The 25,805-nt window shown below is 49.3% G+C and carries 16 protein-coding genes; 8 read left to right on the top strand and 8 right to left on the bottom strand.

Features of this window, described 5'->3' with window-relative positions; all coding sequences use genetic code 11:
- Positions 1-277: 277 nt before the first annotated feature.
- Complete coding sequence (locus ACYU8Y_RS00800) at positions 278-2,617, top strand: glycosyltransferase family 4 protein (RefSeq protein ID WP_460933608.1); 2,340 nt, start codon at positions 278-280, stop codon at positions 2,615-2,617.
- 132 nt (positions 2,618-2,749) lie between these two features.
- Entirely contained in the window at positions 2,750-4,243 is a 1,494-nt protein-coding gene (locus ACYU8Y_RS00805; RefSeq protein WP_460933202.1) for a glycoside hydrolase family 130 protein, read from the top strand.
- Positions 4,244-4,333: 90 nt separating this feature from the next.
- Here ACYU8Y_RS00805 and ACYU8Y_RS00810 read toward each other — a convergent pair whose 3' ends face one another.
- From ACYU8Y_RS00810 to ACYU8Y_RS00820, 3 genes are read right to left on the bottom strand one after another with little or no spacing between them, the layout of a single operon-like run.
- Positions 4,334-4,855, bottom strand: coding sequence for a DUF1735 domain-containing protein (locus ACYU8Y_RS00810; RefSeq protein ID WP_460933204.1), 522 nt, complete (start codon positions 4,853-4,855; stop codon positions 4,334-4,336).
- Positions 4,856-4,881: 26 nt separating this feature from the next.
- Positions 4,882-6,387 (bottom strand): SusD/RagB family nutrient-binding outer membrane lipoprotein, encoded by a 1,506-nt coding sequence (locus ACYU8Y_RS00815; RefSeq protein WP_460933206.1) that lies wholly within the window; start codon positions 6,385-6,387, stop codon positions 4,882-4,884.
- Between the two features lie 21 nt (positions 6,388-6,408).
- Positions 6,409-9,702 (bottom strand): SusC/RagA family TonB-linked outer membrane protein, encoded by a 3,294-nt coding sequence (locus ACYU8Y_RS00820; RefSeq protein WP_460933208.1) that lies wholly within the window; start codon positions 9,700-9,702, stop codon positions 6,409-6,411.
- A 657-nt stretch (positions 9,703-10,359) separates the two neighbouring features.
- Between ACYU8Y_RS00820 and ACYU8Y_RS00825 the strand changes: the two genes are divergently transcribed.
- The 4 genes from ACYU8Y_RS00825 (at position 10,360) to ACYU8Y_RS00840 (ending at position 16,670) form a co-directional block, all read left to right on the top strand.
- Positions 10,360-13,614: a SusC/RagA family TonB-linked outer membrane protein gene (locus tag ACYU8Y_RS00825; protein ID WP_460933210.1), complete on the top strand. Its 3,255-nt coding sequence runs from the start codon at positions 10,360-10,362 to the stop codon at positions 13,612-13,614.
- Between the two features lie 21 nt (positions 13,615-13,635).
- Entirely contained in the window at positions 13,636-15,180 is a 1,545-nt protein-coding gene (locus ACYU8Y_RS00830) for a SusD/RagB family nutrient-binding outer membrane lipoprotein (RefSeq protein ID WP_460933212.1), read from the top strand.
- 541 nt (positions 15,181-15,721) lie between these two features.
- A complete protein-coding gene (locus tag ACYU8Y_RS00835; protein WP_460933214.1) occupies positions 15,722-16,228 on the top strand; it encodes a hypothetical protein in 507 nt (168 codons plus the stop codon).
- A gap of 55 nt (positions 16,229-16,283) precedes the next feature.
- Entirely contained in the window at positions 16,284-16,670 is a 387-nt protein-coding gene (locus ACYU8Y_RS00840; protein WP_460933216.1) for a hypothetical protein, read from the top strand.
- 163 nt (positions 16,671-16,833) lie between these two features.
- Here the strand turns inward: ACYU8Y_RS00840 and meaB are convergent, their stop codons facing one another.
- From meaB to ACYU8Y_RS00860, 4 genes are all read right to left on the bottom strand, one after another.
- Positions 16,834-17,820, bottom strand: a complete 987-nt coding sequence (gene meaB, locus ACYU8Y_RS00845) for a methylmalonyl Co-A mutase-associated GTPase MeaB (RefSeq protein ID WP_460933218.1) — start codon at positions 17,818-17,820, stop codon at positions 16,834-16,836.
- Complete coding sequence (locus tag ACYU8Y_RS00850) at positions 17,820-18,542, bottom strand: 2-C-methyl-D-erythritol 4-phosphate cytidylyltransferase (protein WP_460933219.1); 723 nt, start codon at positions 18,540-18,542, stop codon at positions 17,820-17,822. Before ACYU8Y_RS00850 ends, meaB begins: the two co-directional genes overlap by 1 nt.
- Before the next feature lie 62 nt (positions 18,543-18,604).
- Positions 18,605-19,648, bottom strand: coding sequence for a tRNA preQ1(34) S-adenosylmethionine ribosyltransferase-isomerase QueA (queA, locus tag ACYU8Y_RS00855; protein WP_460933221.1), 1,044 nt, complete (start codon positions 19,646-19,648; stop codon positions 18,605-18,607).
- 120 nt (positions 19,649-19,768) lie between these two features.
- Positions 19,769-20,128, bottom strand: a complete 360-nt coding sequence (locus ACYU8Y_RS00860) for a hypothetical protein (RefSeq protein ID WP_460933223.1) — start codon at positions 20,126-20,128, stop codon at positions 19,769-19,771.
- 168 nt (positions 20,129-20,296) lie between these two features.
- Between ACYU8Y_RS00860 and ACYU8Y_RS00865 the strand changes: the two genes are divergently transcribed.
- Positions 20,297-21,277: a gluconolaconase gene (locus ACYU8Y_RS00865; protein ID WP_460933225.1), complete on the top strand. Its 981-nt coding sequence runs from the start codon at positions 20,297-20,299 to the stop codon at positions 21,275-21,277.
- A gap of 85 nt (positions 21,278-21,362) precedes the next feature.
- On the opposite strand, the gene ACYU8Y_RS00870 is transcribed toward ACYU8Y_RS00865, so the two are convergent.
- Positions 21,363-22,007, bottom strand: coding sequence for a 3-keto-disaccharide hydrolase (locus ACYU8Y_RS00870; protein ID WP_460933227.1), 645 nt, complete (start codon positions 22,005-22,007; stop codon positions 21,363-21,365).
- A gap of 236 nt (positions 22,008-22,243) precedes the next feature.
- On the opposite strand from ACYU8Y_RS00870, the gene ACYU8Y_RS00875 reads away from it, so the two are divergent.
- Complete coding sequence (locus tag ACYU8Y_RS00875) at positions 22,244-25,762, top strand: PAS domain-containing sensor histidine kinase (protein ID WP_460933229.1); 3,519 nt, start codon at positions 22,244-22,246, stop codon at positions 25,760-25,762.
- The last annotated feature ends 43 nt before the right edge of the window (positions 25,763-25,805 follow it).

Raw genomic sequence — 25,805 nt, forward strand, 5'->3', positions numbered from 1 at the left:
TGGCAACAGGGCCTACAAGTAGACGAATGTCGACCGTAAGTGCCTTTGCTTGCCTACTCAACGTATACAACTTATGGTGCATTTTCAATAGAAAATAGGCTAAAAAATAGATTGGCGGAAATAATATTTTCCTGGTAAGCGTGTTGCTTGGCTAATACGATTAAAATCAGTGGTTAAGCCAAACAATAGGCCCTATCTGATGCTTATAGTACTAGATTCCGTAGTAACTAATTATTCCACTATCAACAGTATGGCAACTCATACGAACCGACCCGGCATGATCAATCATAAGCATTCTGATCAAACAGAAACGGACGCATCCGTGTGGGGACACAACCCTAAGAACGTAGCGTTCATCGGCGATTATCTCCCCCGTCAGTGTGGTATCGCTACCTTCACATCAGACCTTTACCTTTCTTACGACTCATTTATACCTGATTCCAGGGCATTGGTTGTATCGGTTAACGATACGCCCGACGGCTACGACTATCCGTCTGAAGTGCGGTATGATTTCTACCAGCACGATCAGAACGCTTACCAGAAAGCGGCTGAGTTTCTGAATTCGAAAGATGTCGATGTTGTCTGCCTCCAGCATGAATATGGCATTTATGGTGGTCCTGCTGGTAACTACATTCTGACCCTGCTTCGTAACCTGACGATGCCCATCGTGACCACTTTCCACACGATTCTGAAAGACCCGAACGAAGACCAGTTGCTGGTGCTGAAAAGCATTGCCGACTTGTCGTCCCGTGTGGTCTGTATGTCGGAGAAAGGCCGCGACTTTTTGATAAACATTTACGAAATACCGGAAGAAAAAATAGATCTTATTCCGCATGGTATTCCTGATATGCCGTTCGTCGATCCGCATTTCTTCAAAGACAAGTTTGGCATGGAGGGAAAACAAACGCTATTGACGTTTGGCCTGCTGTCGCCCAACAAGGGGATTGAAAATGTGATTCGGGCGCTGCCACGGATCGTTGAACAGTACCCAAATGTGGTTTACATGGTGTTGGGCGCTACCCATCCCCATTTGATCAAACATGAAGGGGAGGCTTATCGGGATAGCCTGAAAAAATTAGCCAAGGATTGTGGCGTTCGGGATAATGTCCGGTTCTACAATCAGTTTGTCGAATTGGATGGTCTGCTCGAATACCTGGGGGCGGCTGATATCTACATCACGCCGTACCTGAATCCGGCACAGATCACATCCGGAACGTTGTCGTACGCGTTTGGCTGCGGGAAGGCTGTCGTATCGACGCCCTATTGGCATGCAGAAGAACTGCTGGCCGATGGTCGGGGCGTTCTGGTGCCTTTTGGCGATTCGGATGCGATTGCTACGGAGATCATCGACTTGCTGAGCGACGAGCCGAGACGGCATCAGATCCGCAAGAAAGCGTATATGATGGGGCGCGAGATGATTTGGGAACGCGCTATCCAGGCCTATGCCGATTCGTTTGCTCATGCCCGGCAGGAGCGTATGAGTACGGTCAACAACCAGGCCGTTTACGCGGTTGGGGCGCACAGTAGTCTGGTCTTTAAACTGCCGGCTCTCCGGCTCGATCACCTGTTCCGTTTGACGGATTCAACCGGTATTATCCAGCATGCCCGTCACCATTTGCCCTTTTACGATGAGGGCTATTGCACCGATGACAATGCCCGGGCGCTGATTCTGGCCCTGACGCTTCAAAGTGCGGGCCTGGGTGATCAGAAGCTAGCCAAGGCAGCCGATAATTACTGTGCATTCATCAACCACGCCTATACGGAAGATCACCGGCGTTTTCGAAACTTTATGAGTTACGACCGTCGCTGGCTCGAAGAGTTTGGTTCCGATGACAGTACCGGTCGTACCATTTGGGCGCTTGGCACCTGCATTGGCCGGTCGGCAGACAGAAACACGGTTACGTGGGCCATGAGCCTGTTCGAGAAGGTATTGCCAACGGTGGCGTCTATGTCGTCTCCTCGTTCGTGGGCGTTTGCGCTGCTGGGCATCTATGAGTACCAGAAAAAATTCAACGACGATCGTCTGGCTAAAACGCTCGAGCGTCAGCTACTCGACAAACTTACTTTCCGTTACACCGAAACGGCAACGGAAGACTGGCCCTGGTTCGAGAATACCCTGTCGTACGACAATGCCGTTCTGGCGCATGTCCTGATTCGGTCGAACGATAAACACCTGGTCGATATCGGTCTGAATTCCTTACGCTGGATCATTGGTTTACAGACATCGCCACATGGTCAATTCCAGCCCATTGGCTCAAACGGTTTTTATACCAAAGGGCAAACCCGCGCTTATTTCGACCAGCAGCCGCTGGAAGCGCAGAGTACAATTTCCGCTTGCCTGGCTGCTTATGCGGCTACCGGTGAAGATGAGTGGCATCGAACGGCTATCCGTATCTTTAAATGGTTCTCGGGCTATAATGACCTGGGCCTGCCGCTTTATGATCAGCAAACGGGCGGCTGCCGCGATGGCTTGCACATCGACCGTGTCAATCAGAACCAGGGTGCGGAATCTACCCTCTCTTATTTGTTAGCCCTGGCTGAGTTGTATAAAAGCCAGAAGCAACGGCCTGACGTAAAGTCCGTTAACGTAGCTATGCCAGCTATGATGAATGGGTAAGTAAAAAACAAGATAATAAGTTAGTGAGTGATCAAGTTGTAAAGAGTAAGTAATGTGTGAAGCAGTGTTTACCTTTTGCACATTGAGCGCTTACTAATTATTAATTGGTCATTCACTAACGTATTGATACTAATGAGTATAAAAGCCATTCGGACTGGCATTGTGCTGCGGCCGGACCCAACCCGTGTTTTGTTTCGTCCTTTTGACTTGGGAAGTACGACCAGAACTTTAAAGATCGTGGCCCGTGTGGGAAGTATGACTGATGAAGAGGCCGAACAAAAACTGGATGAAGTAATTCGGGAATTTGGTGGTCGTCATTACAAGCTCGAACGTTTTCTGTTGAATCGGTTCGAGCAGATAAAACCCCACTTGCTGACCGACGAGCCGCTCACCGACGATCGGAAGCTCCTGCTGGGCGCGTATTTCACGATGGAATATTCGCTTGAGTCGGCTGCTTTGTTTAACCCATCCATGATCTGGCACCCCGACCAGACGAATGTTCCTCCCGGCTACAAACGCTTTATTCTGAGTCTGCGGGCAACGGGTGAAGGTCACGTTTCATCGATCTCGTTTCGGATGGGGTACATTGACGAGGCCGGTAAGATTGTTTTACGGCAACCGTCGCGCTATGTAACATCGCCGGAAATTGTGCCCAATCACCGGTTCAACCGGACGATGTTTGAACGTAAACTTTACGAATTGCGGCTGGAAAACAGCATCCAGGAGAAAATGATGGCAGGGCTGGGGGATGAGTTTAGCCTGCCGGAACTGGAAGCACAGATCAAACGTGTACTGGCTCAATATCGCTACAACGCTGAGTATGATACCATCGCGAGCGGTCTGCTGGCCCTGGGCAAATCGAATTACGAAATCCACTTCGACGATGATCAAAGCCTGGACGAGCGGTGTATTTTTCCGACATCGCCAAACGAAACGAACGGCATTGAAGATGCACGGTTTGTCCAGTTTACCGACGACGACGGGCAAGTAACGTTCTATGCTACCTATACCGCTTACAATGGCCGCGTCACGTTTCCGCAACTTCTGGAGACCAAAGACTTTACTCATTTCAGCGTTAGTACGTTAAACGGAGCTGAAGTGTCTAACAAAGGAATGGCCTTGTTCCCCCGTAAAATTGGCGGCAAATATGCCATGATTTCGCGGCAGGACGGAGAGAATATTTACCTGATGTATTCCGACGATCTGTACTTCTGGCAGACGAAAGAACTTATCCTGAAGCCGACTTACAACTGGGAGTATGTGCAACTGGGTAACTGCGGTTCCCCCATCGAGACGGAAGCTGGCTGGCTGGTTCTGAGTCATGGTGTTGGGCCCATGCGTAAATACGCTATCGGGGCTTTCCTGCTTGATCTCAACGACCCCTGCAAGGTTATCGGTCGCACCAGCGAACCCATTCTGAGCCCCGACGAAAACGAACGGGAAGGGTATGTGCCCAACGTTGTTTATAGCTGCGGAGGCCTCATCAACAATGGTGAACTGATCATCCCGTATGCCATGGCTGACTATGCCAGTAGCTTTGCTACGGTGAATGTGGCTGAATTGCTGGCCGAACTCACGGGACAGAATCAGGAGAAGAAAGAAGCAATCGAAGCCCAGTCTGTTTAACTTCTCCTCTGCATAGAGTTGCTTAAGAACAATAAAAATGCCTGCCATTATTGGCAGGCATTTTTATTGTCTAGGGCGTAATGGTACCCACTACTTATACGGAACGGCAATGATTTCGGTATGGTAGTTGGCGCTGATGACCACATTGCTGGGTACCGTTGTAATGCTAAGCGGTATCGCGAAAGGGCCACCTGTGGCAGGAATCTGATTCGGCTGAATGCTAATATTCACCGTCCCGATTCGAGTGCCTGCTTTCACGGTTACCGTTGGGTTCGTCAACTGAAACGCCGTTGACGGCAGTAACTGATAAGCCTTCTTGTTGGCGGTGTTATACGCCGTTAGTGCCGCCTGATCGATCGCCACGCCCACCTGCATGTCCTGCGTTGGTGGATTCGGCGAAGCGATGTTTATATCCATCGGAAAAACGTAAGCGGTTGTGCTCGTTCTTCTCAAGGAATCGGTTGTATTGAGAATACTCCGGTTTGCTACATAAGGAATCTCGGCGACATAGCCAGCACCGGCAAAATCGACGAAGTGTTCATCGTCCTTAAGGCACGAAGTCAGACCAACTGCCAAACTCGCGGCCACGATAATACTAAAGAATTTGTTCATGGTTGTGTGCTTGTTTTGGTTAGGCATTACTTCTCCCAGAAGATTTTGCTCGTAAACTGATTGATCGTACCCTGAGCGCCAACATTGGCTGCGTTCGTGCTGTATTCCCCTGTTGGATACAACAGACGAAGCGGAATTTGCCGCACCGTCGTGCTGGGGTCCTGCGAAATCGGAATAGTGGATGGTAACCCTAAACGCCGGTAATCTGACCAAGCTTCGAACGGAGCCGTTCCGTTTTCCGATGCCCATTTCTGCGTAATAATGGCTTCGATTTTGTTGGTCGAGGCTTCCCAGTTTACGTTTGCTACGCCAGTCTGCGAATAATAGGCCGTTGCTTCAGCGGCCGTACGCCCAACATTAACGAACGACTCCGATATAGCCGACTGATACAAAGTTTTTGGATCACCCGTAATCCAGCCCCGTTGTGCTGCTTCGGCCTGCATGAACAGACTTTCGTGCGATTGCAGAATAGGAGAACTCTGATCAACTTTCTTCAATACGCCTGGTCCAATGTCGGATACCTGACTATTTACCAATACGTCGGTGGTGCCAAAAAGGGTACCATTGAAGTTACTGGTCGTGCCTGCCACGGGACGGTAGTAAGCTCCTAAACGAGGATCATTCGTGTTTTTATAAAATGTGATCCCATAAAGATTCCCTTTGTACTGGTTGTTAAGCGTTGTTGGATTGCCATTGATGGCATAAAACGCCCCATAAAGCGGACTTTGCATGTTTTGCGAGTTTGAGTAACCCGGATTAACAGCCGCATTTTCGCCCGCGCCCAGGAAGCCATAGCCCGAGGCTTTTATAGTCGCTAATTGCGCCTGAACAAACGACGCCCGGTCCGACTTTTCCGACTGACGAAGCAACATGCGCAGCTTCAACGTGTTACCGAACTTGAGCCATTTCTTAATGTCGCCCTGGAACATGATGTCATTTGGACCCGGATTCAGGGTACCATCGCCTTTGGCGAGCAGCGCCATACCCGCATCGATCTGCTTGAAGAGGTCTTCATAAATATCCTGCCCCTTATCGTACGTCGGCAGAATATTAGACGTTCCCTGCAAAGCTGACGTGTACGGAACATCACCATACGTATCGACCAGAATCTGGAAATGCAGGGCTTTCATGATCTTGGCCATACCCTGCAGCAGTGGCTGGCCGAGGGTAGCTCCCTGCGTATCGACGTAGTTATAGTTCTTCAGGTTGAGGTAAGCACTCGTCCAGATACTGTTGTTGAATCCCTGGGTAAACTGGTAGTTCTTGTCCGATGTCGCAATCGAATAGTTACCGCTCCAGTTCCAGTAGCCCATCCACAGGTTCAGGAAATAAAAGTTACCCGCAGCACCACTCGGTGTATTACCCGTAAGATACCAGCCTGTTGTAGCCAGCGCATCCGGCAGTACTAACTGCGGAGTGGCTGCCGTCACCTGGTTTGGGTTATTATTCACTTCCAGGTAGTCTTTGCAACCTGTCATTACCATCAACAGCCCGGCCAGTAAGCCCGCTGTCAGTCGTTTTATATGAATCATCGTTGTTTGCTGAATTAGAAATTAAAATCCAAAGCTGAGCCGGAATCCGTAAAGCCGCGTTGGGGGCGTCTGGTATTCGGTTGTCGTACCGACCGCGTTACTGGTATCGTTGGCGTTTGTACCGCCCGAGAACTCAGGATCGGTGAATACGTTCGTTTTTGGACGAAGCATAATCAGGTTACGACCCGTCAGAGCCACATTCAGCGTTTTGATGAATTTGGTGTAACCCAAAATCGAAGCTGGAATGTTGTAGCTCAGTACCACTTCGCGCAGTTTCCAGAAATCGGCGCTCGTTACGTAGCTCGATGCTGCGTTATGATAACCCGAGTTGGTCCAGAAAACCAGGTTGCCATCTTTGGTCGTTACGTTCGTATTTGGGGTAATACTGGTCGTTGTACCATCTGGATTACTGGAAACCAGCACAGAGTTCGGGAACACAAAATTCTGCCGACCAGCGTAAACCGACCGGATACCCGCTCCCGTAAACTCAAGGGCATTACCCAGGGCATTGTAAATAACGGCACCACCACGGTATTCGACTACGGCTGCCAGCGTCAGGCCTTTGAATTTAAACGTGTTCGTGAAGCCGAAGCGATATTTAGGCTGTGTTGTACCGGCATATCTCAGCGTAGGGTCCAGGATAGGATAGCCTGTGGCGTCTACCACGGGGCGGCCGGCATACTGCCCGCTCGCGTCGTAATTAGGCGCCTTGGGGTCCGTCGTTTGAATACGCTGAATGTCGCTGACAAATAGGGCTGGGTATGCATACCCTTTGGCTGCGTATACGTTCGAGGCACCACCCGTTAGGGTTGGCCGGTAGGGATCAGACCCGTAGGGAATATTAATCCGGGGCAGATCCTGATACAGATCCGTTACCTTGCTGGTCAGGTAGGTGAAGTTTGCGTTGATATCCCAGGAGAAACCACCCGCCTTGACCAGTGGGCTTATTGTCCGCAAGTCCAGTTCAATTCCCTGGTTTTGCATGCTACCCGTGTTGATCAGCGCTGTCGAATAGCCTGTTGCCTGCGAGATGCCGATGGGCACCGTCTGGTTTGTTGTCACGGTATTGTAGTAAACCGCTTCGAGGTTGAACCGATCAAACAAGCCTACTTCTATCCCTACTTCCTTACTATTCGTAAATTCTGGCTTTAGGTTAGGGTCGTTCTGCTGGTTGCTTTGCTCAAAACCCGCCTGGCTACCAAATGGGAAGCCCGTACCTGGGTTGAACACGTTCTGCAACTGATAAGGCGCTACGTTTACCTGACCTACTTTCGACAAGCCGCCCCGGAGTTTAGCATAGCTAAGCACACGGTTGTTTTTCAGCGAAGGAATCAACTCACTCAGGACGATCGATGCATCGACACTTGGGTAGAAGAAGGACCGGTTGCTGGGCGATAAAAGGGAGGTCCAGTCATTGCGGCCTGTTGCGTGGATATACAACGCGTCTTTGTATCCCAATGTCAGGTCACCGAAGGCACCTAGCAGACGGTTTTGGCTGCTGTATTCTGCCAGAGTCGCATTTCCTAACCGGTTAGCGACGTTGTATGTGCCAGGTACGACCAGTGCGCCCGCATAGTCGTAAGTACTGCGCGAATACTCCTGACGAGTTTGCTGACCAAGAATCAGTCGGGTCGTGAAATCACCGAACTTAGGGTTCACCGTAACGAGCAGGTCACCCGTGAAACGGGTTCTCAACTGCGTAGCATCCTGTACGGTGGCATTCGTATGACCACCCGCTGACGAAGCTATGTTACCCGCTTCCCAGGGATCGCCGGTGGCGTAGTCGGAGAACGTCACATCGGCAATATGAGCTTTCAGTTGTGAGTTGTACATCTGTCCGCCTACCCGGTATAACACGCTTAACCAGTTTGTAAACTTGTACGACGCATCAACTGAGCCCTGCAACGTGTATAAGCTGGTGACTTTCCGGGAGTTATCGCCGGTTATCTGCCAGTAAGGGTTTGGGTAATACGCGTTATAAAATCCGTTTACATCGCCGTAAGGAGAGGTGATGTCGTTGAGTGGATAACTGTTCAGGGGTGCCTGTGGCTGTTGGTTCAGCACGTTCCAGTATACAGGTCGGTTCTGGTTGAAGTCACCATTCTCCGTGTTCGTATTCTGATACGTGAACTGCACACTCGCATTCGTCGTAAACTTGTCGACCGACCGGCCGCCCCGGATGCCAATGTTCGTGCGTTGGTATTTGTCGTTGGGAACAACTCCCTTCTGATCAACACGCTGTAAGCTTAAGCCAAAGTAATTCTGGTTATCGCCAATGCGGTACGAAACATCATGCTGCTGCGTAACGCCTGTGTTGAAAAAGGCCTTGCGAGGATCTTTACTGGGCGATGAGTAAGGAATTTTCAGCGTATCGATTCGAACGTTTCCGTTGGCATCCCGAATTTGAACACCGTAGCCAAGTGGTTGGATGGAACCGTCAAACGGCGTACCGAATTGCTGGTTTTCATAAGGTACATACTGCCGGGCATAGTTACGATCATAAAAGGGTTGTGCTTCGCCACCGTTGGCACCAAACTGGGTTTGCAGGCCCGGCATGTACGATATGCTCTCGAACTGCGTATTGTTGGTGTAGGTGATCTGCGGTTTGTTGTTTTTGGTACCGCGTACGGTATTAACGATAAGCGCTCCGTTCGAGGCATCGGAGCCATAAAGCGCTGCGGCACTGGGGCCTTTCAGAACGGTCGTGTTTTCAATGTCATTCGGGTTGATCGATGACAGAAAACTAATGTCTGAAATGACGCCATCGACAACCAGTAATGCCTGGTTGTTGCCCAGAAAAGAGCGGTTGCCGCGTAGCGTAAGCCGGACACCTGCTCCCACACCATTGTTGGTTGTGTTGATCTGCAAGCCGGACACTTTCCCTGTTAATCCGTTGGCTACGTTGATCGGAGCCGCCTGCGTGATCTGGGAGTTGCTGATACGGGCAACTGAAGTCCCTATTTCCCGTTCGGTCCGCTGAATACCCAGAGCAGTTACGACAACCTCATTTAACGTCGACGCATCGGGCGTTAAGACAACATTGACAGCACTACGGTTTCCAACAGCTACATCCTGGGATTTAAAGCCAACAAACGAAAATGTTAATGTAACGGATGGTTCGGCGACGATCCGGTAGTTACCGTTTGCATCGGTTGTTGTTCCCCGCGTTGTGCCTTTGACAATGACACTTACACCGGGCAGACCTGAACCATCATCTGATGAAGTCACACGACCTGTTACTGCCGCATCCTGAGCCAATAATGGCAAGCAGAAAAGGAGCGAAAGTAACCAGCTCCCAATTATAATTTTTCTCATAAAACGTAACGGGTCTTGTTTAGATTGCTGAGTTAAGAAAAGACAAAATTAATGTTTTTTTAGTGAACGAAATGGTAATATACCGGTAATATGGCCGCTTTTTTTAGAAAAACTTTTCTATTACTAATTGGGATGTAAGTGGAAGGGCTAAACTGAAAAATTGTATTTTTAGTATATATACTTAAGTAATGGGGCTAGCTGATTTAAGTAATTGATACGCTTATATTACCTATAAATTCTACTTTTTTCTATTTAACCGATATATTATATGGAATGTTTATGATTAGCTATCTTTTTTCTTTGAATATACCCCTCTGTAGTTCGCTTATTTATACCTGAAAAAAGTGCGTAATTATTAAATTTAGTGATTTGGTCAGAAGTTGATAATACAAACGATTTTGCTAAAGCGATAAGTAACCCAAAATGACCCTGTATTAAAATAAGATTAAAAAAATAAAGTTGGTATATTGTATTTCGCTGTATAACGCTATTATGATTAATAGCGATTTAGTAGAATATTATTTTAAATTTTAGGCTTTATTCAACTATTCGCTAATTCTTTTAGGATGATATTAAAATATTGTATTTAATAGTTTTTTAATAATTTTGCTTAAAGTTTTATACTTAAGTACCACTTCTTAACTTAAACATTGTCGCATGCGTAAATTTCTACTGACACAGTTCATACTGTGCCTACTCGCTATTCCTTTGTTTGCCCAAAACAGGGCCATCACTGGAAAGGTCACTTCATCAGAAGACGGATCGCCACTACCCGGTGTGACTATCCTTATCAAGGGAACCAGCCAGGGAACCACTACCAACTCAGACGGAACGTTCCAGATCAGTGCCGAAAAGGGCGCAACGTTACAGGTTAGCTTTATCGGTTTCGCCACGGAAAGCGTAAAGCTTGACAATCAGACGTCTATTAACCTGGCCTTAAAACCCGACGCTTCGCAACTTCAGGAAATTGTTGTAACGGCCCAGGGTATTCGGAAGAGCCAGCGGGAAATTGGGTACGCTATTTCCAAAGTAGCAACGGAAGATGTAACCGTTGGTCGTTCGCCCCAATTGGCGCAGGCGCTCTCCGGGAAAGTAACGGGTCTGGCCGTGTATAACGTCAACAACAGCGTCGACCCAGCCGTGAAAATCGTTTTGCGTGGGTATCGTTCGCTGACGGGTAACAACGAAGCCCTGGTCGTACTCGATGGTATGCAGACAACCTCAACCATTTTGTCGACGATCAATCCCAACGATATTGAGAGTGTGTCCATTCTGAAAGGTGGTCAGGCAGCTACGCTGTATGGTTCGTCGGGTATCAACGGGGCCATCATTATCACCACCAAGCGGGGGGCAAAAGGCAAGCTGAAAGTGAACTATTCAAACAGCACGAACTTCGAGCAGATCAGCTTCCTGCCTCAGATTCAGGATAAGTACGGTTCGGGTTCGCACTATGCTACGGCGTTCGGTACGGCGGGCTATAAAACGGATTACCTGGCTCGTATGGCTGATAACTGGCGTTCGTACGAAAACCAGCAGTATGGCGATATGTTTGACGGCTCGATGCGGATTCAGGGACGGACGGCCGAAGACGGTAGCCAGCTCATTATTCCGTATTCGGCGGTGAAAGATGCGCGTCGGAAAGCCTTCAATACGGGTGTTTCGGTGAATAACCAGATCAATTTTCAGGGGGGCGACGAAACGAGTTCGTTCTACATGTCGATTGAAAATCAATCCGTAAACGGCATTGTTCCCAATGACAAGAGTGTTCGGACGGGTACGCGTCTATCGGCTACGAAGGAATACGGCAAACTGACGGCCAGCTTCAATGCCGGGTATGTACAGGGCGTTTATAATCGTACGTCATCTGATTTTTACAACGATGTACTCAACCAGCCAGCCAACCTGCCACTAAATGACCTGCGCGACTGGCGGAACAATCCGTTGGCAAACCCGAACGGTTTTTACAATGATTATTACAACAACCCGTATTTCAATGCCGACAACAATCGGTTGAACTACAAGGATGCAAACATAAACGGTAACCTGAGTCTGACACTCAAGGCTACCAACTGGCTGTCGGTCACCAACCGGCTTGGCGTTATGAACAATTCCCGGACGGGTAAGAACACGACGGGTAAGTTTACGTACTCTGACTGGGCTAAGTCCAAGTCATTTATCCCCGCTCCGTTCTTCCGGGATGGTGATGGCACGGGTATTTACCGGGCTATTACAGACGTTCCCGGTTCTGTAAACGATTATTCGGGAACAGAAAACGTCATTAATAACGAATTCCAGATTCAATTAGCGAAAGATCTGGGTCCGCTGTCGAATCGGTTAATTTTAGGTAACAGCCTATACCAGCGCACGACGAACAATATGGCTGTCGGGTCAAGCTCGATCGTCGTACCTGACGTATATAACGTATCAAACCGCCAGGGCATCCTGACGGGTGGACAGATTCTTACGCAGGAACGTCGGCTGGGCTATTACGCCGATTTGACAATGAACTACAAGAACTACCTGATTCTGAACGGTTCATTCCGCTTCGATCAGACATCTAAGTTCTACAAACCAAACCGCGATGCTAGTTTCTGGTCATACCCCTATTATGGAGTGGCCGCTTCATTCATTGCCAGCGACGCTTTCCCGAGCATCAAGAGCGAGTTCCTGAACTACTTCAAGCTACGCGCCAACTACAACAAAAATGCCAACGACAATATTCCGTTGTACGGGCTGGACCTGACCTATCCAAACGGAACAAGCTTTCCATATGGCAACACGGTTGGTCTGACGGTTGGCAATACCCTGCCTGATCCAAACTTAAAACCTGAAACGGTTTATTCGTCCGAAATCGGGGCTGAATTTCAATTGCTAAACAACCGCATCAACGTCGACGTATCGGCCTATACGCAGAATTCTAAAGGGCAGGTAATTACGGTTCGGGTGCCAAACTCGACTGGTTTTCAGAATTTGCTGATCAACGTGGGCGAAACGAAAAACTGGGGCTATGAAGCCGAAGTGAAATACCTGATTGCCCGAGGAGGTAAGTTCTCCTGGGATGCCAGCGTTCGTTATTCGTACAACGACAACAGAGTCGTGGACCTGTACCCAGGTATCAACGAGTTTCAGTATGGTAGTGGAAACGGCGTTACTCCTCTTTCATACGCCAATCTTAACGTAATCAAAGATTCTCGTTTCCCGATCCTAAAAACAGATGGGTATCAGTATGCACCTGATGGCTCAGGTCGTGTATTGGTCAACGCCACAACGGGGTATCCAATACGCAATACCTCCCTACTGCCAAGGGGTGGTGTGTTGCCCCGTCACATTGCTGGTCTGGGTTCCAAAATGGAGTATGGTAACTTTGGATTCACATTCAACTTCGAGTATCGTGGTGGCAACGTCATGTTCAGTGACCTGGGTCGTCAGATGACCTTTACCGGAACGGGTAAGTGGACCGAAGATCGCGCGCCACACATCTTCCCGAACTCGGCCTACCTGGGACCAGATGGAACGACAGTAGTGCCCAACACGAGTGTGAACGTACGCGAAGCCGAGTATTCCCTTTGGGTTGATAACTACCGGTTGATTTCGGAGAACTTCGTTACGCCCGCCTGGTTCATCAAACTTAGAGACATTAACCTGTCGTATCGTCTGCCACAAGGCCTGATGAATAAGACGAAGATCTTCAGCGGAGCCAGTATCGCTTTGTATGGCCGTAATCTGCTCACGATTGTCGATAAGCTGAATTACTACACAGACCCTGAGTTTAGTAGTGTTGGCAATCCATCGCCAGGAAGTCAGGCAACCACATCGCCTACAACGACGTCAGCTCTCGGGATTGGTATCAATACGACCGGCCAGACCCCGCCTGTTCGCCAGTATGGTGTCAACATCAATCTTACTTTCTAGTAACATCAACATTGACTTGATATGAAATTCAAAACACTAATTATAGCTGCCTTAGTGGCAGTGGGTAGTAGTTGTAATACCAAATCATTTCTGGATATTAACACGAATCCAAACCAGTTGCCAACCTCTTCGCCCAACTATGTATTTACGAATGCACTGAATACGACGGCGACGAACATTGCCGGAAATACGAATGTGCAGGGATCAAACGAACTCGGTTTTTACTGGGCTGGTCAATGGTCGCAGGGGAACGGGTATATCATCACGACCACCCAGTTTGCGTATCAATTTACCAATGGCGATTTCAACTATTGGGACACCTATTACGACAATCTGGAAGACTATCAGTTCGTGATCAACAACGCCGATGCGAACAATCAGAAGTTTCTGAAAGGCCCGTCCAAAGTGATGAAAGCAATGCTTTATCAGCAACTGGTCGATTTGTACGGGAATATACCGTATACGGATGCGTTGAAAGCGGCTGCTGTGCTGGCCCCAAAATTCGATGATCAGAAGGCGGTTTATGAGTCGTTGATCACCTCCTTGGATGAGGCCATCGCCGATCTGAAAGCGAATCCATTTACCGGTGGCTTCGGTACGTCGGATCTTGTTTTTAGTGGCAATACCACGAGATGGATTCAATTTGCCAATTCACTGAAAATGCGCATTCTGATTCGCCAGTCCAAAGTTTCCGGCCGGGATGCGTACATCAAGACGGAGGTCAACAAAATTGTGACCGAGGGCTCGGGCTTTATTACGGGAACCGATGTTGGTATTGGTGGTCCATCGTTCTTTCAACCAGCCGCTGGTCAGTTAAATCCTGTCTACGATCGCTGGGGGTACGATGCTACGGGTGCCAAACGGGCCTTGAACAACTACCCTCGGCCAACGCAATTTCTGGTGAATAGCCTCAAAGCAGCTGGTGATACCCTGCGGCTGAAGCGGATTGCGTACGCCAATGGGGGAGAAAACAGCAACACACCCGGTGTGAGTACGAAAGCTGAAATTATGGACAATTATTCGGGAACACCATTTGGCGCCAGTTCAGGCTATTTGCCCGCCAATACCGTTTCTTTAGGACCAAGTTTAATCGTAAAGGGTGAGTACAACCGGGCATACATTATCATGACTGCGTCGGAAATCCAATTCCTGCTGGCCGAAGCCAAGCAACGGTATGCTGATGTAACTCTGCCAAGTGCAGCTAAAGCCTATTTTGAAGAAGGTATCGTCCAGTCGTTCCGTGTTCTGGGTGCCAACACTGCCGGTGCAGCCGCGTTCAAGGGTAGTAAGATTCAGAACTACGATTGGGATGCGTCGACTGATAAACTGGCCGCCATTGCGATCCAGAAATGGATTGCGCTGACCAACTTCAACGGTCTGGAGGCTTGGGCCGAATACCGTCGGACGAACCTGCCGGTTACGCCACAAAGTATTCAGGTACCGGATAACAAACGGCCTGTTCGTCTTTTCTATCCAAACACTGAAGGGGGCTCAAACTCAGCTAATGTGACGGCTCAGGGTAACATTGATGTATTTGCGACCAAGATATTCTGGGATGTAGACTAGTTTTGAGTAGTGGTTTGTTAGAAGGGAGGTCATCAATTCGATGGCCTCCCTTTTTTGTGTTCGGTACGGGCCCCATCGTGAAGGCTGCGCTGAGGTAATGCAGCGTCAGTATATCGGGCTTGGCAGGAAAAGGCTTTTGAGAAGTATAATGGCATAAAAAAAGCGGGTCGACAGTGTCATCCCGCTTTCTGCATTACGCTTTATCCAACTATTAAAATTCGAGTTTTCAAAGAAGCTCATCCGGTTTACTCCTACAGAAAATAGGTCGGTAAATTCTCTACCTGTTCCGCTTGTCGGAAACATCAAAGATTTTGATAAGCCCCTGTATTTAAGGAGGAAATATACTAGTTAAACCACCGTTACCTGATCCTATGGGCTTTTATGTATATTATACGGCATGTATATTGATTAAGCGGTAGGTGATTATTTCTTGATTTACTGTTCCCATTCTAGGCTTTTTCTAAACATAATCTTGTTCAAACGGATAATAAACCTTTTCCCCAAATAGAAGTTAATCTATGAAATAAGCTGACTCAACGCCATGAAAGAGGAAAAGGATGTAGAACGTGAAGATGCCCAAATTACGGGTCGTACCGAAGGTCCGTTTGGTTCCGACGATACCGATGTAGACCGGCAGACTGGTGATAATGTAAATACCTTCGAGCAGGAAAATTCTGCGAATGGACTCGATAGTGAGCAGGTTCGTGGCGGCCAGGATGGACGCAATATTCGGGGTATGGGTAGCATCGATATGGATAGCAAGAATGGTGTAATCCGAATGGGTGACACCACCAATAGCACGATGGAAGTAACCGAAGAGGGAGCCAACGCTGCTGTAGCTGATGAGGTAAAAACGAACACGGCTATGGTCGATGTGACTACGGAGGGGCCTGATGATTATGCGTCTGCTGATCAGATTTCGGTACCCAATGCACAGGAAGAGGCAAAAAAACAGAACGACCAGCAGAAGGACGACAAGGATCAGCAGGAACGTGAAGAGGAAGTAGCTGAAACTGGTACCGATCTCAACAATAAACCGACCTATTAGCGAACGCCTGGGTCATGGCTTTTCTTAAATTCTCAACACTTAACTAATCAACGTTATGAGCGTAAGTAGCAATTCCCGCAAAGAGAGCACAGAGTCGTATGCGGCTCAGCGTATGCACAATACAATGGGTATTCCCCCAGAATTAGCTCAGTTGAACGATAAGAATCTTGATAACGACCTGCCATCCCGTGTAGCCGGTAGCAGTGATGTCGATGTACCGGAAGACTACGTAGATACACAAGCCACGGCAGCGGAGCCCGATCAGGCAACGGGAATCTCAGGCGAAGAAATAGAAGAATCGAAACGGGCTTCCTGGGGGCAGCCTCCTTTGTCTGAAGATGACACCGATACGGCCAATGCCGACTGGAACACCAGTACAACGGATGCAACTATTCCGGCAACTCGTGCGAACGAGCCAGATCGGACATTGGGAAATTCCTAATTGTTTATCCAATTTTATTAACCAGGTATAACTGGATGATAAACGTGAAGCCGTTTTGTTAACGTCTGAAAAGGCGATAGCAGAACGGCTTCACGTTTTTAGTCAATATCAACCTGTTACTGGAATAAATCAGCTAGTTGCTCATCAGCTATTCCGGGGAGCGTCAGTCAACCAAATTTTGACTCAATAACTTGTCTACTGCCGGAGCTGGGAGCAACGCTGCTGCCCGAACCTGCTTTTCGACCTCCGCCAGTCTGTTTCGCATGCCAGGCTGGTCGTAAAAGCGGCTTTCTAGTCGTTGGCGTAACAACGACCGAAACCAGGTCAGTTGTTGTTCCTGCCGTCGACGGTCGCGGTAGCCGTTGGCGGTGGTTAGTTGCTGCTGCTGCTGAATGGTTGCCCAAAGCGTATCGATACCCGCACCCGTAACGGCCGAGCAGGTGAGTATCGGCGGGAACCAGCCATTGCCCGTGGGTGGAAACAGATGAAGCGCATTCTGATACTCCACGCGAGCGCGGTTGGCCTGTTGCTGGTTATCGCCGTCGGCTTTAGTAATGGCCAGTGCGTCGGCCAGTTCCATAATCCCGCGTTTCATTCCCTGCAGTTCATCACCGGCCCCGGCCAGCATGAGCAGGAGAAAGAAATCGACCATGCCATGAACAACCGTTTCTGACTGCCCGACTCCGACGGTTTCCACCAGAATAAGATCGAAACCAGCCGCTTCGCACAGTAGCATTGTTTCGCGGGTGCGATGGCCCACACCGCCCAGTGAGTCGCCGGCCGGAGAAGGGCGTATGTAGGCATCTGGGTTCAGCGAGAGGGTTTCCATGCGTGTTTTGTCGCCCAGCAAACTCCCCCCCGAACGCTGGCTGGTTGGATCGACAGTCAGAACAGCCAGCCGATGGCCCAGTCCCGTTAGGTACGTACCAAACGACTCGATAAAGGTACTTTTGCCAACGCCGGGAACGCCCGTTATGCCGATCCGAACGGACTTACCCGTGTTCGGTAAAATACGCTCCAGAACCTGTTGAGCCAACACCTGGTCATCGGATCTTCGGCTCTCAATAAGGGTAATCGCCTGACTCAGAACCAGTCGGTCGCCAGCGAGTATGCCCGTAGCATAGTAGTCAGGAGCGAAGCGGTGGCGCATTAGCGTAAGTCTTCCGGCGTGGTGATTTTTATGTTCTCGTACGCGCCGTCGATCAGGGTAATCGGGAAACCGGCATAGTCCATCACGCTGGCACAATCGGTAAAGAAAGCCTGCTCCGGGGTTTGAAAAGCCCGCCGGAACAAATCCAGCCGAAAGGTCTGGGGTGTTTGCATTAACCGATACTGACTTCGGTCGACGGCCCGGCTAACCCCATCGTCGCCAACGACCCGAACCGAATCCTTGACCGGTACACAGGTGACAGCCGAGCCTGTTCGGAATGCCGTTTCGAAACTGGTCTGGATAATTTCGGGGGAGACAAACGGCCGGACACCGTCGTGAACAGCGACTAAGCCATCAGGAGCCTCAATGGCATCCAGGCCGTTACGCACCGATTGAAAACGGGTATTCCCCCCCGCCACCGTTTTAATGGCAGGATGGAAGTTGTTTTCGTTGCAGAGCCGATCCCAGATAGCGCGTTCGCGTTCGGGCAGGACGAGGATGATATTGATTTTTTCAGAGGCTGAGCCTCCTGTCGGATCCGAATTCACTGGAAGATCAACGGACAGAAACTGCTCGATTGTGTGCTGAAGAATGGGTTTGCCCTTCAAAAGCAGAAATTGCTTGGGTATGTCGGACTTCATCCGGCTGCCATTTCCCCCCGCCACGATGATAGCAAAGTTGGTCGTTAGGGGAGTGTCCAAAGGGCGATCAAAATCAGTCATAAAAAAAGGGGCACAAGGCCCCAAAATTACTAAAATGACTATTGACTATTCAGGCTGACTGGTTAAATAATCAACATCGCATCGCCATAGCTGAAGAAACGGTATTTCTCCTTGATAGCTACCTGATACGCTTCTTTGATGAGTTCGTGACCACCGAAGGCGCTTGTCATCATGATCAGGATAGACTCCGGCAGGTGCAGGCTCGTCAGCAACGAGTTGGCAATTTTGAAATCGTACGGGGGGAAAATAAATTTATCGGTCCAGCCTTCAACGGGTTTCAGCCGACTGTTGGCCGACACCGACGATTCAATGGCTTTGAGTGATGTAGTCCCTACAGCACATACCCGTTTACCGGCGTCGAGAGCCGTGTTGACAATCTTGGCGGATTCTTCTTCGATCCGGTAGTTTTCCGAATCTGTTTTATGCTTGGTCAAATCTTCTACATCGACCTGACGAAACGTACCCAGGCCAACATGTAAGGTAACGGGAGCAAAATGAACGCCTTTAATTTCCATGCGCTTCATCATGGCGCGGGTAAAGTGCAATCCGGCAGTCGGAGCCGCTACGGCACCTACGTGCTGGGCGAAAACCGTCTGGTAAGCATCGCGGTCGGCTTCTTCGGCTTCCCGGTTCATTTCGCGCGGAATAGGCGTTTCGCCCAATTCATCCACCGCCTTCATAAACTCTTCGTGATTTCCGTCGAATAGAAAGCGAATGGTACGGCCACGCGACGTTGTGTTGTCAATAACTTCGGCAACCAGATCACTGTCGCCAAAATATAGTTTATTACCCACCCGAATCTTACGAGCGGGATCGACCAGGACATCCCAAAGTTTCATTTCGCGGTTCAGTTCCCGCAAAAGGAATACTTCTATTTTAGCCCCTGTTTTTTCTTTATTGCCGTATAACCGTGCCGGAAACACTTTGGTGTTATTGATCACCATCACGTCGCCATCGCTGAAGTAACTCAGCATATCCGAAAACTGCTTGTGTTCAATAGTTTTGGCTTTTCGGTCCACGACCATTAGCCGCGATTCACCCCGCTCAACCGGGTATTTGGCTATAAGACTTTCGGGTAAATCAAATTTGAATTCGGATAACTTCATAATGTGTTAGCACCAAATAGGACGGCGTGTTTTTTGTAAAGGCCGCAAATATAGTGAAAAAGCCTGGAAATTTTTACATGTTCCAGGCTTTTTTCTTGCAAATATCGCGGAAATGACTTATTAGGCCGCTGAAATAGGGTCAATGGGCTTCACGGCCCCGTCCGTATTGACATTGGCGCGATCGGAAACATTGAACTTGGCCATCAGCTCAGGCGATACTTCATTTGCATACGTACCTTGTGCCGATACAAAAACGCCTTTCATACCATTCGAAGCTGTGATGGCATACAGGGTCATTTCGTCGCCAGGGTCAGAGGTTCCTTCGAAGCGGTGAAATTCATCGACGTTAAATTCTTCGCCCCTTAGCTTCGTTTCGGTGCTTATTTCTTCCAGAAAATCTTTTTTAGGACCAAACTCGTGCGTGTATCCGCGGCTCCGAAGGTCTTCCATGGCTTCGGTCAGGGTGGTGAAGTGGTTCATAGGGGTTGAGTGATTTTGTATGTGGGTAGAACGAAAAAGGGGGCCAGATGGTTTTGCCGTGATTTGTTCAACCATACCGTAAAGATCAATCAGGAGTTAAACATTTATCAACATGGGTGATTTATATTTAACAATCCAACTAAACAGCTACAAATTAACTTGCTTCGTATGGTTCGTTCAGCGTACAGACTCCTCGCCCTAACAGCCTGTGTTACGGCCTGTAACACAAGTGATCCCGTATTCGACGCCCCCGTTATTCCCGAACGGATCCCGGTTTCAGCCACCCGGCAATACCCCGAAGGGATAACCTATGCGCCGTCATTCAGTCAATTTCTGATCGGTTCAATTACGCAGGGAAAAGTGGGAACGGTAGATGCAACGGGCCAGTATACCGATTTTATTGCCGACGATAGACAGTTGATCAGCAGCGTTGGTATGAAAGTGCGGAACAACCAGCTTTACGTATGTAATGGTGATCAGGGTGTTTCGGATAAGAGCACGGCCCAAACGGCACTTAAAACGGCCGGGTTATTTATTTATGATCTAACATCCAGGCAGGCCATACGGCGGGTCGATCTGGCGGCCCTCCTGCCAGGAGTCAATCACTACGCCAATGACATCGCCTTCGACGATCAGGGAAATGCATACGTAACGGATTCATTCGCTCCGGTCATCTACAAAGTGCCCGCCGACACATCCAGGGCAAGCATATTTGTAAATTCGCCCCTCTTCAGCGGAGCACAGGGCATCAACCTGAACGGTATCGTTTACCACCCTAATAAATTCCTGATTGTGGTGAAGTCAAATGAGGGAAAGCTCTTCAAAGTCGACCTCACCAATGCGGACAACGTGTCGGAAATAACAGGCGTGACGTTGGTCAACGGCGACGGAATGGTACTGTACAACAATGACTTATACGTTGTGAACGGCCGTAACAAAGTGTCGCAGATACGCAGTACCGATGGCTGGCAAACGGCTTCACTCGTCAAAACAGATTCGGTTGGCTATAATCAGGCCACAACCAATGTACTGGTAAACGACAAGATCTACACGATCAACGCCCGCATCGAAGAGGTGAGTGCCGCTGTAGCTGCCAAAAATCCGGCTCTGCTGCAGGCAAGCGCGTATAGCATCCAGCAGTTCAAATAAGACAGGTCTTTTGGCGCATCGGGTTGCAATCTGATGCGCCAAAAGACCTGTAAGAAACATTCTCTTTGTCGTACTTCTTTCGTCCTTAATCCGGCAATACTTTTATCTGAATGTCTTTGTAGAATACCTTGCTTTTGGGGTCATGGCCCTGTAAGGCAATGGTGCCGCTGCTAAGCTTCTTCCCCGAATTGGCGTTGCTGACACTATCTGCTTCGGTGTAATCATTGATGACCTTGTCATTCACTTTGATAATGACCTTTTTACCCTGCACGATAATGTGTTCGGTATACCACTCCCCATCTTTCACAAATACTTCTTTTACGTCCTGAAGGCCATAAACACTCCCCGTTTTGCGCCAGTCGGTGTGGCTTTGGTTGACCTGAATTTCATACCCCTTGGATGGCCAGCCCGATGGTTGATAAGCCGTGTGAATAAACATGCCGGAGTTTGATCCCGGCATGGTTTTCACCTGGGCTTTCCATTCGAAATTTTTGAAATTGTGGTTGTTGACCGTTCCTTCGTAAAACAAGTGAGCACGTGGTCCGGCTACCACAATGGCGCCGTCCTGAACACTAAAGGTTTCCGGGCTCTCTTCAGTAACTTTCCAGCCATTGAGTGTCTTACCGTCGAAAATGCTGACCCAGCCGCCGGCCGTCGGCCGACTAATAAAACTGATACACAGGCCAAGTGCCACCAGGGCGGCTAAAAAACGGATTGAGTTCGTATGCATAAGATGATCTTTTACTAGTAAAGCACAAACGAGTCTTTAACTAATGTTCATCTATCATCTGACTGCCGGGAATTGCGTCTTGCTTGAAACCAAACAGGATAAAACCTAATTAAATGATCTCATTGTGTAATAGATTAGGGTTGAAAGTAAACCGCTTTACAAATGCCATACCATAAATTTAAGTAACTTGCTTCGCTATTTGACCCGGCTCTGTAGCCGCCTATGTTGCCAATCTGATGCTTTCTGCTTTATCCAGTCAACTTTCTTTATCCCAACTTTTCGATCAACTGCCCGATCTTGTCGTTTGGATGCGGGCTGTGCGCGAACCCGCTGATCAATCGGATGAGTCTGCCGGTGACGACAAAGAATTCAGTGAAAATCCGATCGTTGATTTCGTTATTGACTATGCCAACCCAAAGGCTCAGCATACGATAGCAGGCACCTACACGATCGAAGCAGGCACGTCGGTTCGCCACGGCAATCCTGCCTATCAAGTCTTTAGTGAGCAGACGTTTCATCAGTTGTGTGACGTAGTTGACAGGGGGGGAGCCATGGAGTTCGATTATTTCGATACGGCTCTTGGGCAATGGCTTTCGGTGACCCGTTCTAAAGCGGGCGATGGTGTACTGAGCCTGACCCGCCTGATCACCAAACAAAAACAGCTTACGCTGGAAGCCGAACGCCAGCGCACACTGCTGGATAACGTGCTCAATACATCGCTGATTACGGTATTTGTTTACGAAGCCATCCGCAACGAACAGGGGCAGATTCAGGATTTTAGTGTTCGGCTCGTCAACGAACAGGGCCGGTCGGGTGTGCTGGCTCGTTTGGGAGTTGATGTGGCGGGTAAAACGCTGCTTGAGATAAATCCCGACTCACGGCAGGCGGGTCAGTTTAATTTGTTTTGCCAGGTCATCGAGTCTGGCGAACCCATCCAGGTCGAACAATTCTATCCGGGCCCTCAGGCCTGGTACAACACGTCGATCACGAAGTTGAACGATGGCGTTGTCGTAATAGGAAACGACATTACAGAACAAAAGCAGTCGGCCCTCGAAACCGAGCGCCAGCGTACGCTGCTGGATGGCGTTTTAAATGCATCGCAGGAGGCTATTCTGGTACTGGAAGCCATCCGGGATGAACAGGGCACTGTGACGGATTTCCGCTTTACGCATGCCAATTCGATGGTAACGCATTTACTTAGTTACCCCATCGATACATTTCTTAGCCATACGTTTCGTACGCTGTATCCCGGTTCGCAGGAAATGGCCTTGTTCGATCACTACCGATCGGTAACGGAAACGGGGCAGCCCTACCAGGAGGAGTTGGCTTACAGGCGAAATGGACAGTCCGATTGGTTTCGCGTGGCGGCCGTTAAACTTGGCGATGGGGTTACCTTGTCCATTGCCAATATAACGAAGACCCGTACTGCCGAAAATGCTATACTCAAATCGGCGACCGATTTACAGGCCGTTATCGATATTGCCCAAACAGGAATCTTTGTAATCAGCCCCGTTTACGATGACGAAAAGCGGCTTGTTGATTTTCGGTTCGAGATTGTAAACCGTACGCTGGCCGCTCTGGTTGGTCAGATACCCGCCCGTTTGCAGGGCACTCTACTCTCCAACTGGTTTGTCAGCTACCGTGATACACCGATTTTTGACCATTGCACGTATGTTCTCCACACGGGCGAAGACAGGCATTTTGAGATAAACTACGCTGTCGACGGCTTCGATGAGTGGTTCGACGTAAAGGCCGTACGATTCAACGGCGATGTACTCATTACGTTTACCAATTATACCGAGCTGAAGAGAGTTCAGCACGTACTCGAACAAACCGCCAGTCAGGCAGAACGACAGGCTGAGCTGCTGAATAGTGTACTGGATGGCTCAAGTAGTGGTGTTATTGCGCTTGAGGCCATCCGGGATGAAACGAACCGCATTGTCGATTTCAGCTTTCTGGCGGCCAATCGCAGTTCCACGCTGATTGCGAACTGGAAACCCGATGAAATGATCGGTAGTACGCTGCTGACGATTTTCCCGGGCAATGTGCAAACCGGTTTGTTCGACTTATATGTTCGAACAACCGAAACGGGTGAACCCGGCCGCACCGAAGTCTATTACAATCAGAATGGGTTCGATGTCTGGCTCGACGTATTTAGTCAAAAGCTTGGCGATGGCTTAGTCATTACCTTTACCGATGTATCGGCTACTAAACGGTCGGCCCTGACCATCGAGCAATCAGCCGACGAACTACGCACCGTCATTGATTCGGCTCAGGTGGCTATTTTCCTGATCAATCCCGTCTATAACGCATCGGGTAAAATTGCCGACTTTCGCTTTCGAACGGCTAACCAGATGGTTGCCAGTTATGTTGATCAGGAGCCGGATGCCCTGATGGGCGAGTTAGTCAGTCGATGGTTTCCCGAGTATCTGACCAATGGGTTGTTTCAGCGGTACGTTGCCATCTTTGAAACCGGCCGGACGCAACACTTCAACTTTCATTTTGAAACGAACAACCTTGATTCCTGGGAAAGTTATACGGTTGTCAAGGTTGGGGCTGATATATTGGTGACCTTCTCGGATTTCACCGAACTCAAGAAACTCCAGCAACGACTGGAAGCATCGGCCACCGAGTTGCAAACCGTCATTGATACGTGTCAGACCGGTATATTTTTGTTCACTCCTGTCCGAAACCAGGCGGGTGAGGTCATTGATTTCCGGTTCCGACTGGCCAACCGGCAACTGGCATCGTACGTAGGACAGGAGCCGGAGGTGGTTGTTGGTGCCTTGGGCAGTACCTGGTTTCCGGATTATAAAACCAACGGACTGTTCGAGCGGTATCATAAAACATACGTGACGGGCGAGCCACAACGATTTGATTTTCATTACGATGGTGGCGGAATTGATGCCTGGCTGGATATTATGACCACCAAATCGGGCGATGATGTACTGGTTACGTTTGGTGATTATACGCCCCTGAAGCAACTGCAGCAACAACTGGAAAACTCGGTTACTGATCTGCAGCGGTCAAATAAAAATCTGGAGCAATTTGCTTACATAGCCTCCCACGATTTGCAGGAACCTCTGCGTAAGATTCAGGCATTCGGTGATATTATTCAGTCGCAGTTTGCCCCGGTGATTGGCGATTCGGGTGCTGATATGATTAGTCGGATGCAGTCGGCTGCGGCCCGCATGCAGATATTGATCAAAGATGTACTAGCCTATTCGCGCATTGCAACCAAGCGGGAAACGGTTGGTCCGGTAAACCTCAATCAGGTCGTTGCCGACGTACTGGTCGACATAGAAACGGCCATCAGTGAGAAGAAGGCAATCATAACCGTTGAGCCGTTGCCGACCGTTCGGGGCGATGCGGCCCAGCTACGGCAGCTTTTCCAAAACCTCATTAGTAATGCACTCAAGTTTACCAAAACGGATAAAAACGCCGAGCCGCCTACGATCACGATCGTAAGCCGCCAGGTGCACGGACGTGATCTGGCGGGCGGCTCGTTGATCGCTACGGATGCTGACCGGCGGTTTCACCTGATCGAAATTAACGACAACGGTATCGGGTTTGATCCCAACCAGGCCGAGCGTATTTTCCAGGTGTTTCAGCGGCTTCATGGCCGGAGCGAGTACCAGGGGACGGGCATTGGCCTGGCTATTGTTCAGAAAGTTGTCGACAACCACCAGGGACATATTCTGGCTGAAGGAAGGCCGGGTCTGGGCGCTACATTTCGAATTCTGCTGCCCGTGTGAGGGCGCATCCGGAATGCCAGTTACGCGAAACTGGTCGTCGCGT

It is taken from the genome of Spirosoma humi (assembly GCF_054776575.1).

Coding starts and splice junctions, on each gene's coding strand:
- ACYU8Y_RS00800 (WP_460933608.1), top strand. CDS start 278: ATGATCAATCATAAGCATTCTGATCAAACAGAAACGGACGCATCCGTG.
- ACYU8Y_RS00805 (WP_460933202.1), top strand. CDS start 2,750: ATGAGTATAAAAGCCATTCGGACTGGCATTGTGCTGCGGCCGGACCCA.
- ACYU8Y_RS00810 (WP_460933204.1), bottom strand. CDS start 4,855: ATGAACAAATTCTTTAGTATTATCGTGGCCGCGAGTTTGGCAGTTGGT.
- ACYU8Y_RS00815 (WP_460933206.1), bottom strand. CDS start 6,387: ATGATTCATATAAAACGACTGACAGCGGGCTTACTGGCCGGGCTGTTG.
- ACYU8Y_RS00820 (WP_460933208.1), bottom strand. CDS start 9,702: ATGAGAAAAATTATAATTGGGAGCTGGTTACTTTCGCTCCTTTTCTGC.
- ACYU8Y_RS00825 (WP_460933210.1), top strand. CDS start 10,360: ATGCGTAAATTTCTACTGACACAGTTCATACTGTGCCTACTCGCTATT.
- ACYU8Y_RS00830 (WP_460933212.1), top strand. CDS start 13,636: ATGAAATTCAAAACACTAATTATAGCTGCCTTAGTGGCAGTGGGTAGT.
- ACYU8Y_RS00835 (WP_460933214.1), top strand. CDS start 15,722: ATGAAAGAGGAAAAGGATGTAGAACGTGAAGATGCCCAAATTACGGGT.
- ACYU8Y_RS00840 (WP_460933216.1), top strand. CDS start 16,284: ATGAGCGTAAGTAGCAATTCCCGCAAAGAGAGCACAGAGTCGTATGCG.
- meaB (WP_460933218.1), bottom strand. CDS start 17,820: ATGCGCCACCGCTTCGCTCCTGACTACTATGCTACGGGCATACTCGCT.
- ACYU8Y_RS00850 (WP_460933219.1), bottom strand. CDS start 18,542: ATGACTGATTTTGATCGCCCTTTGGACACTCCCCTAACGACCAACTTT.
- queA (WP_460933221.1), bottom strand. CDS start 19,648: ATGAAGTTATCCGAATTCAAATTTGATTTACCCGAAAGTCTTATAGCC.
- ACYU8Y_RS00860 (WP_460933223.1), bottom strand. CDS start 20,128: ATGAACCACTTCACCACCCTGACCGAAGCCATGGAAGACCTTCGGAGC.
- ACYU8Y_RS00865 (WP_460933225.1), top strand. CDS start 20,297: ATGGTTCGTTCAGCGTACAGACTCCTCGCCCTAACAGCCTGTGTTACG.
- ACYU8Y_RS00870 (WP_460933227.1), bottom strand. CDS start 22,007: ATGCATACGAACTCAATCCGTTTTTTAGCCGCCCTGGTGGCACTTGGC.
- ACYU8Y_RS00875 (WP_460933229.1), top strand. CDS start 22,244: ATGCTTTCTGCTTTATCCAGTCAACTTTCTTTATCCCAACTTTTCGAT.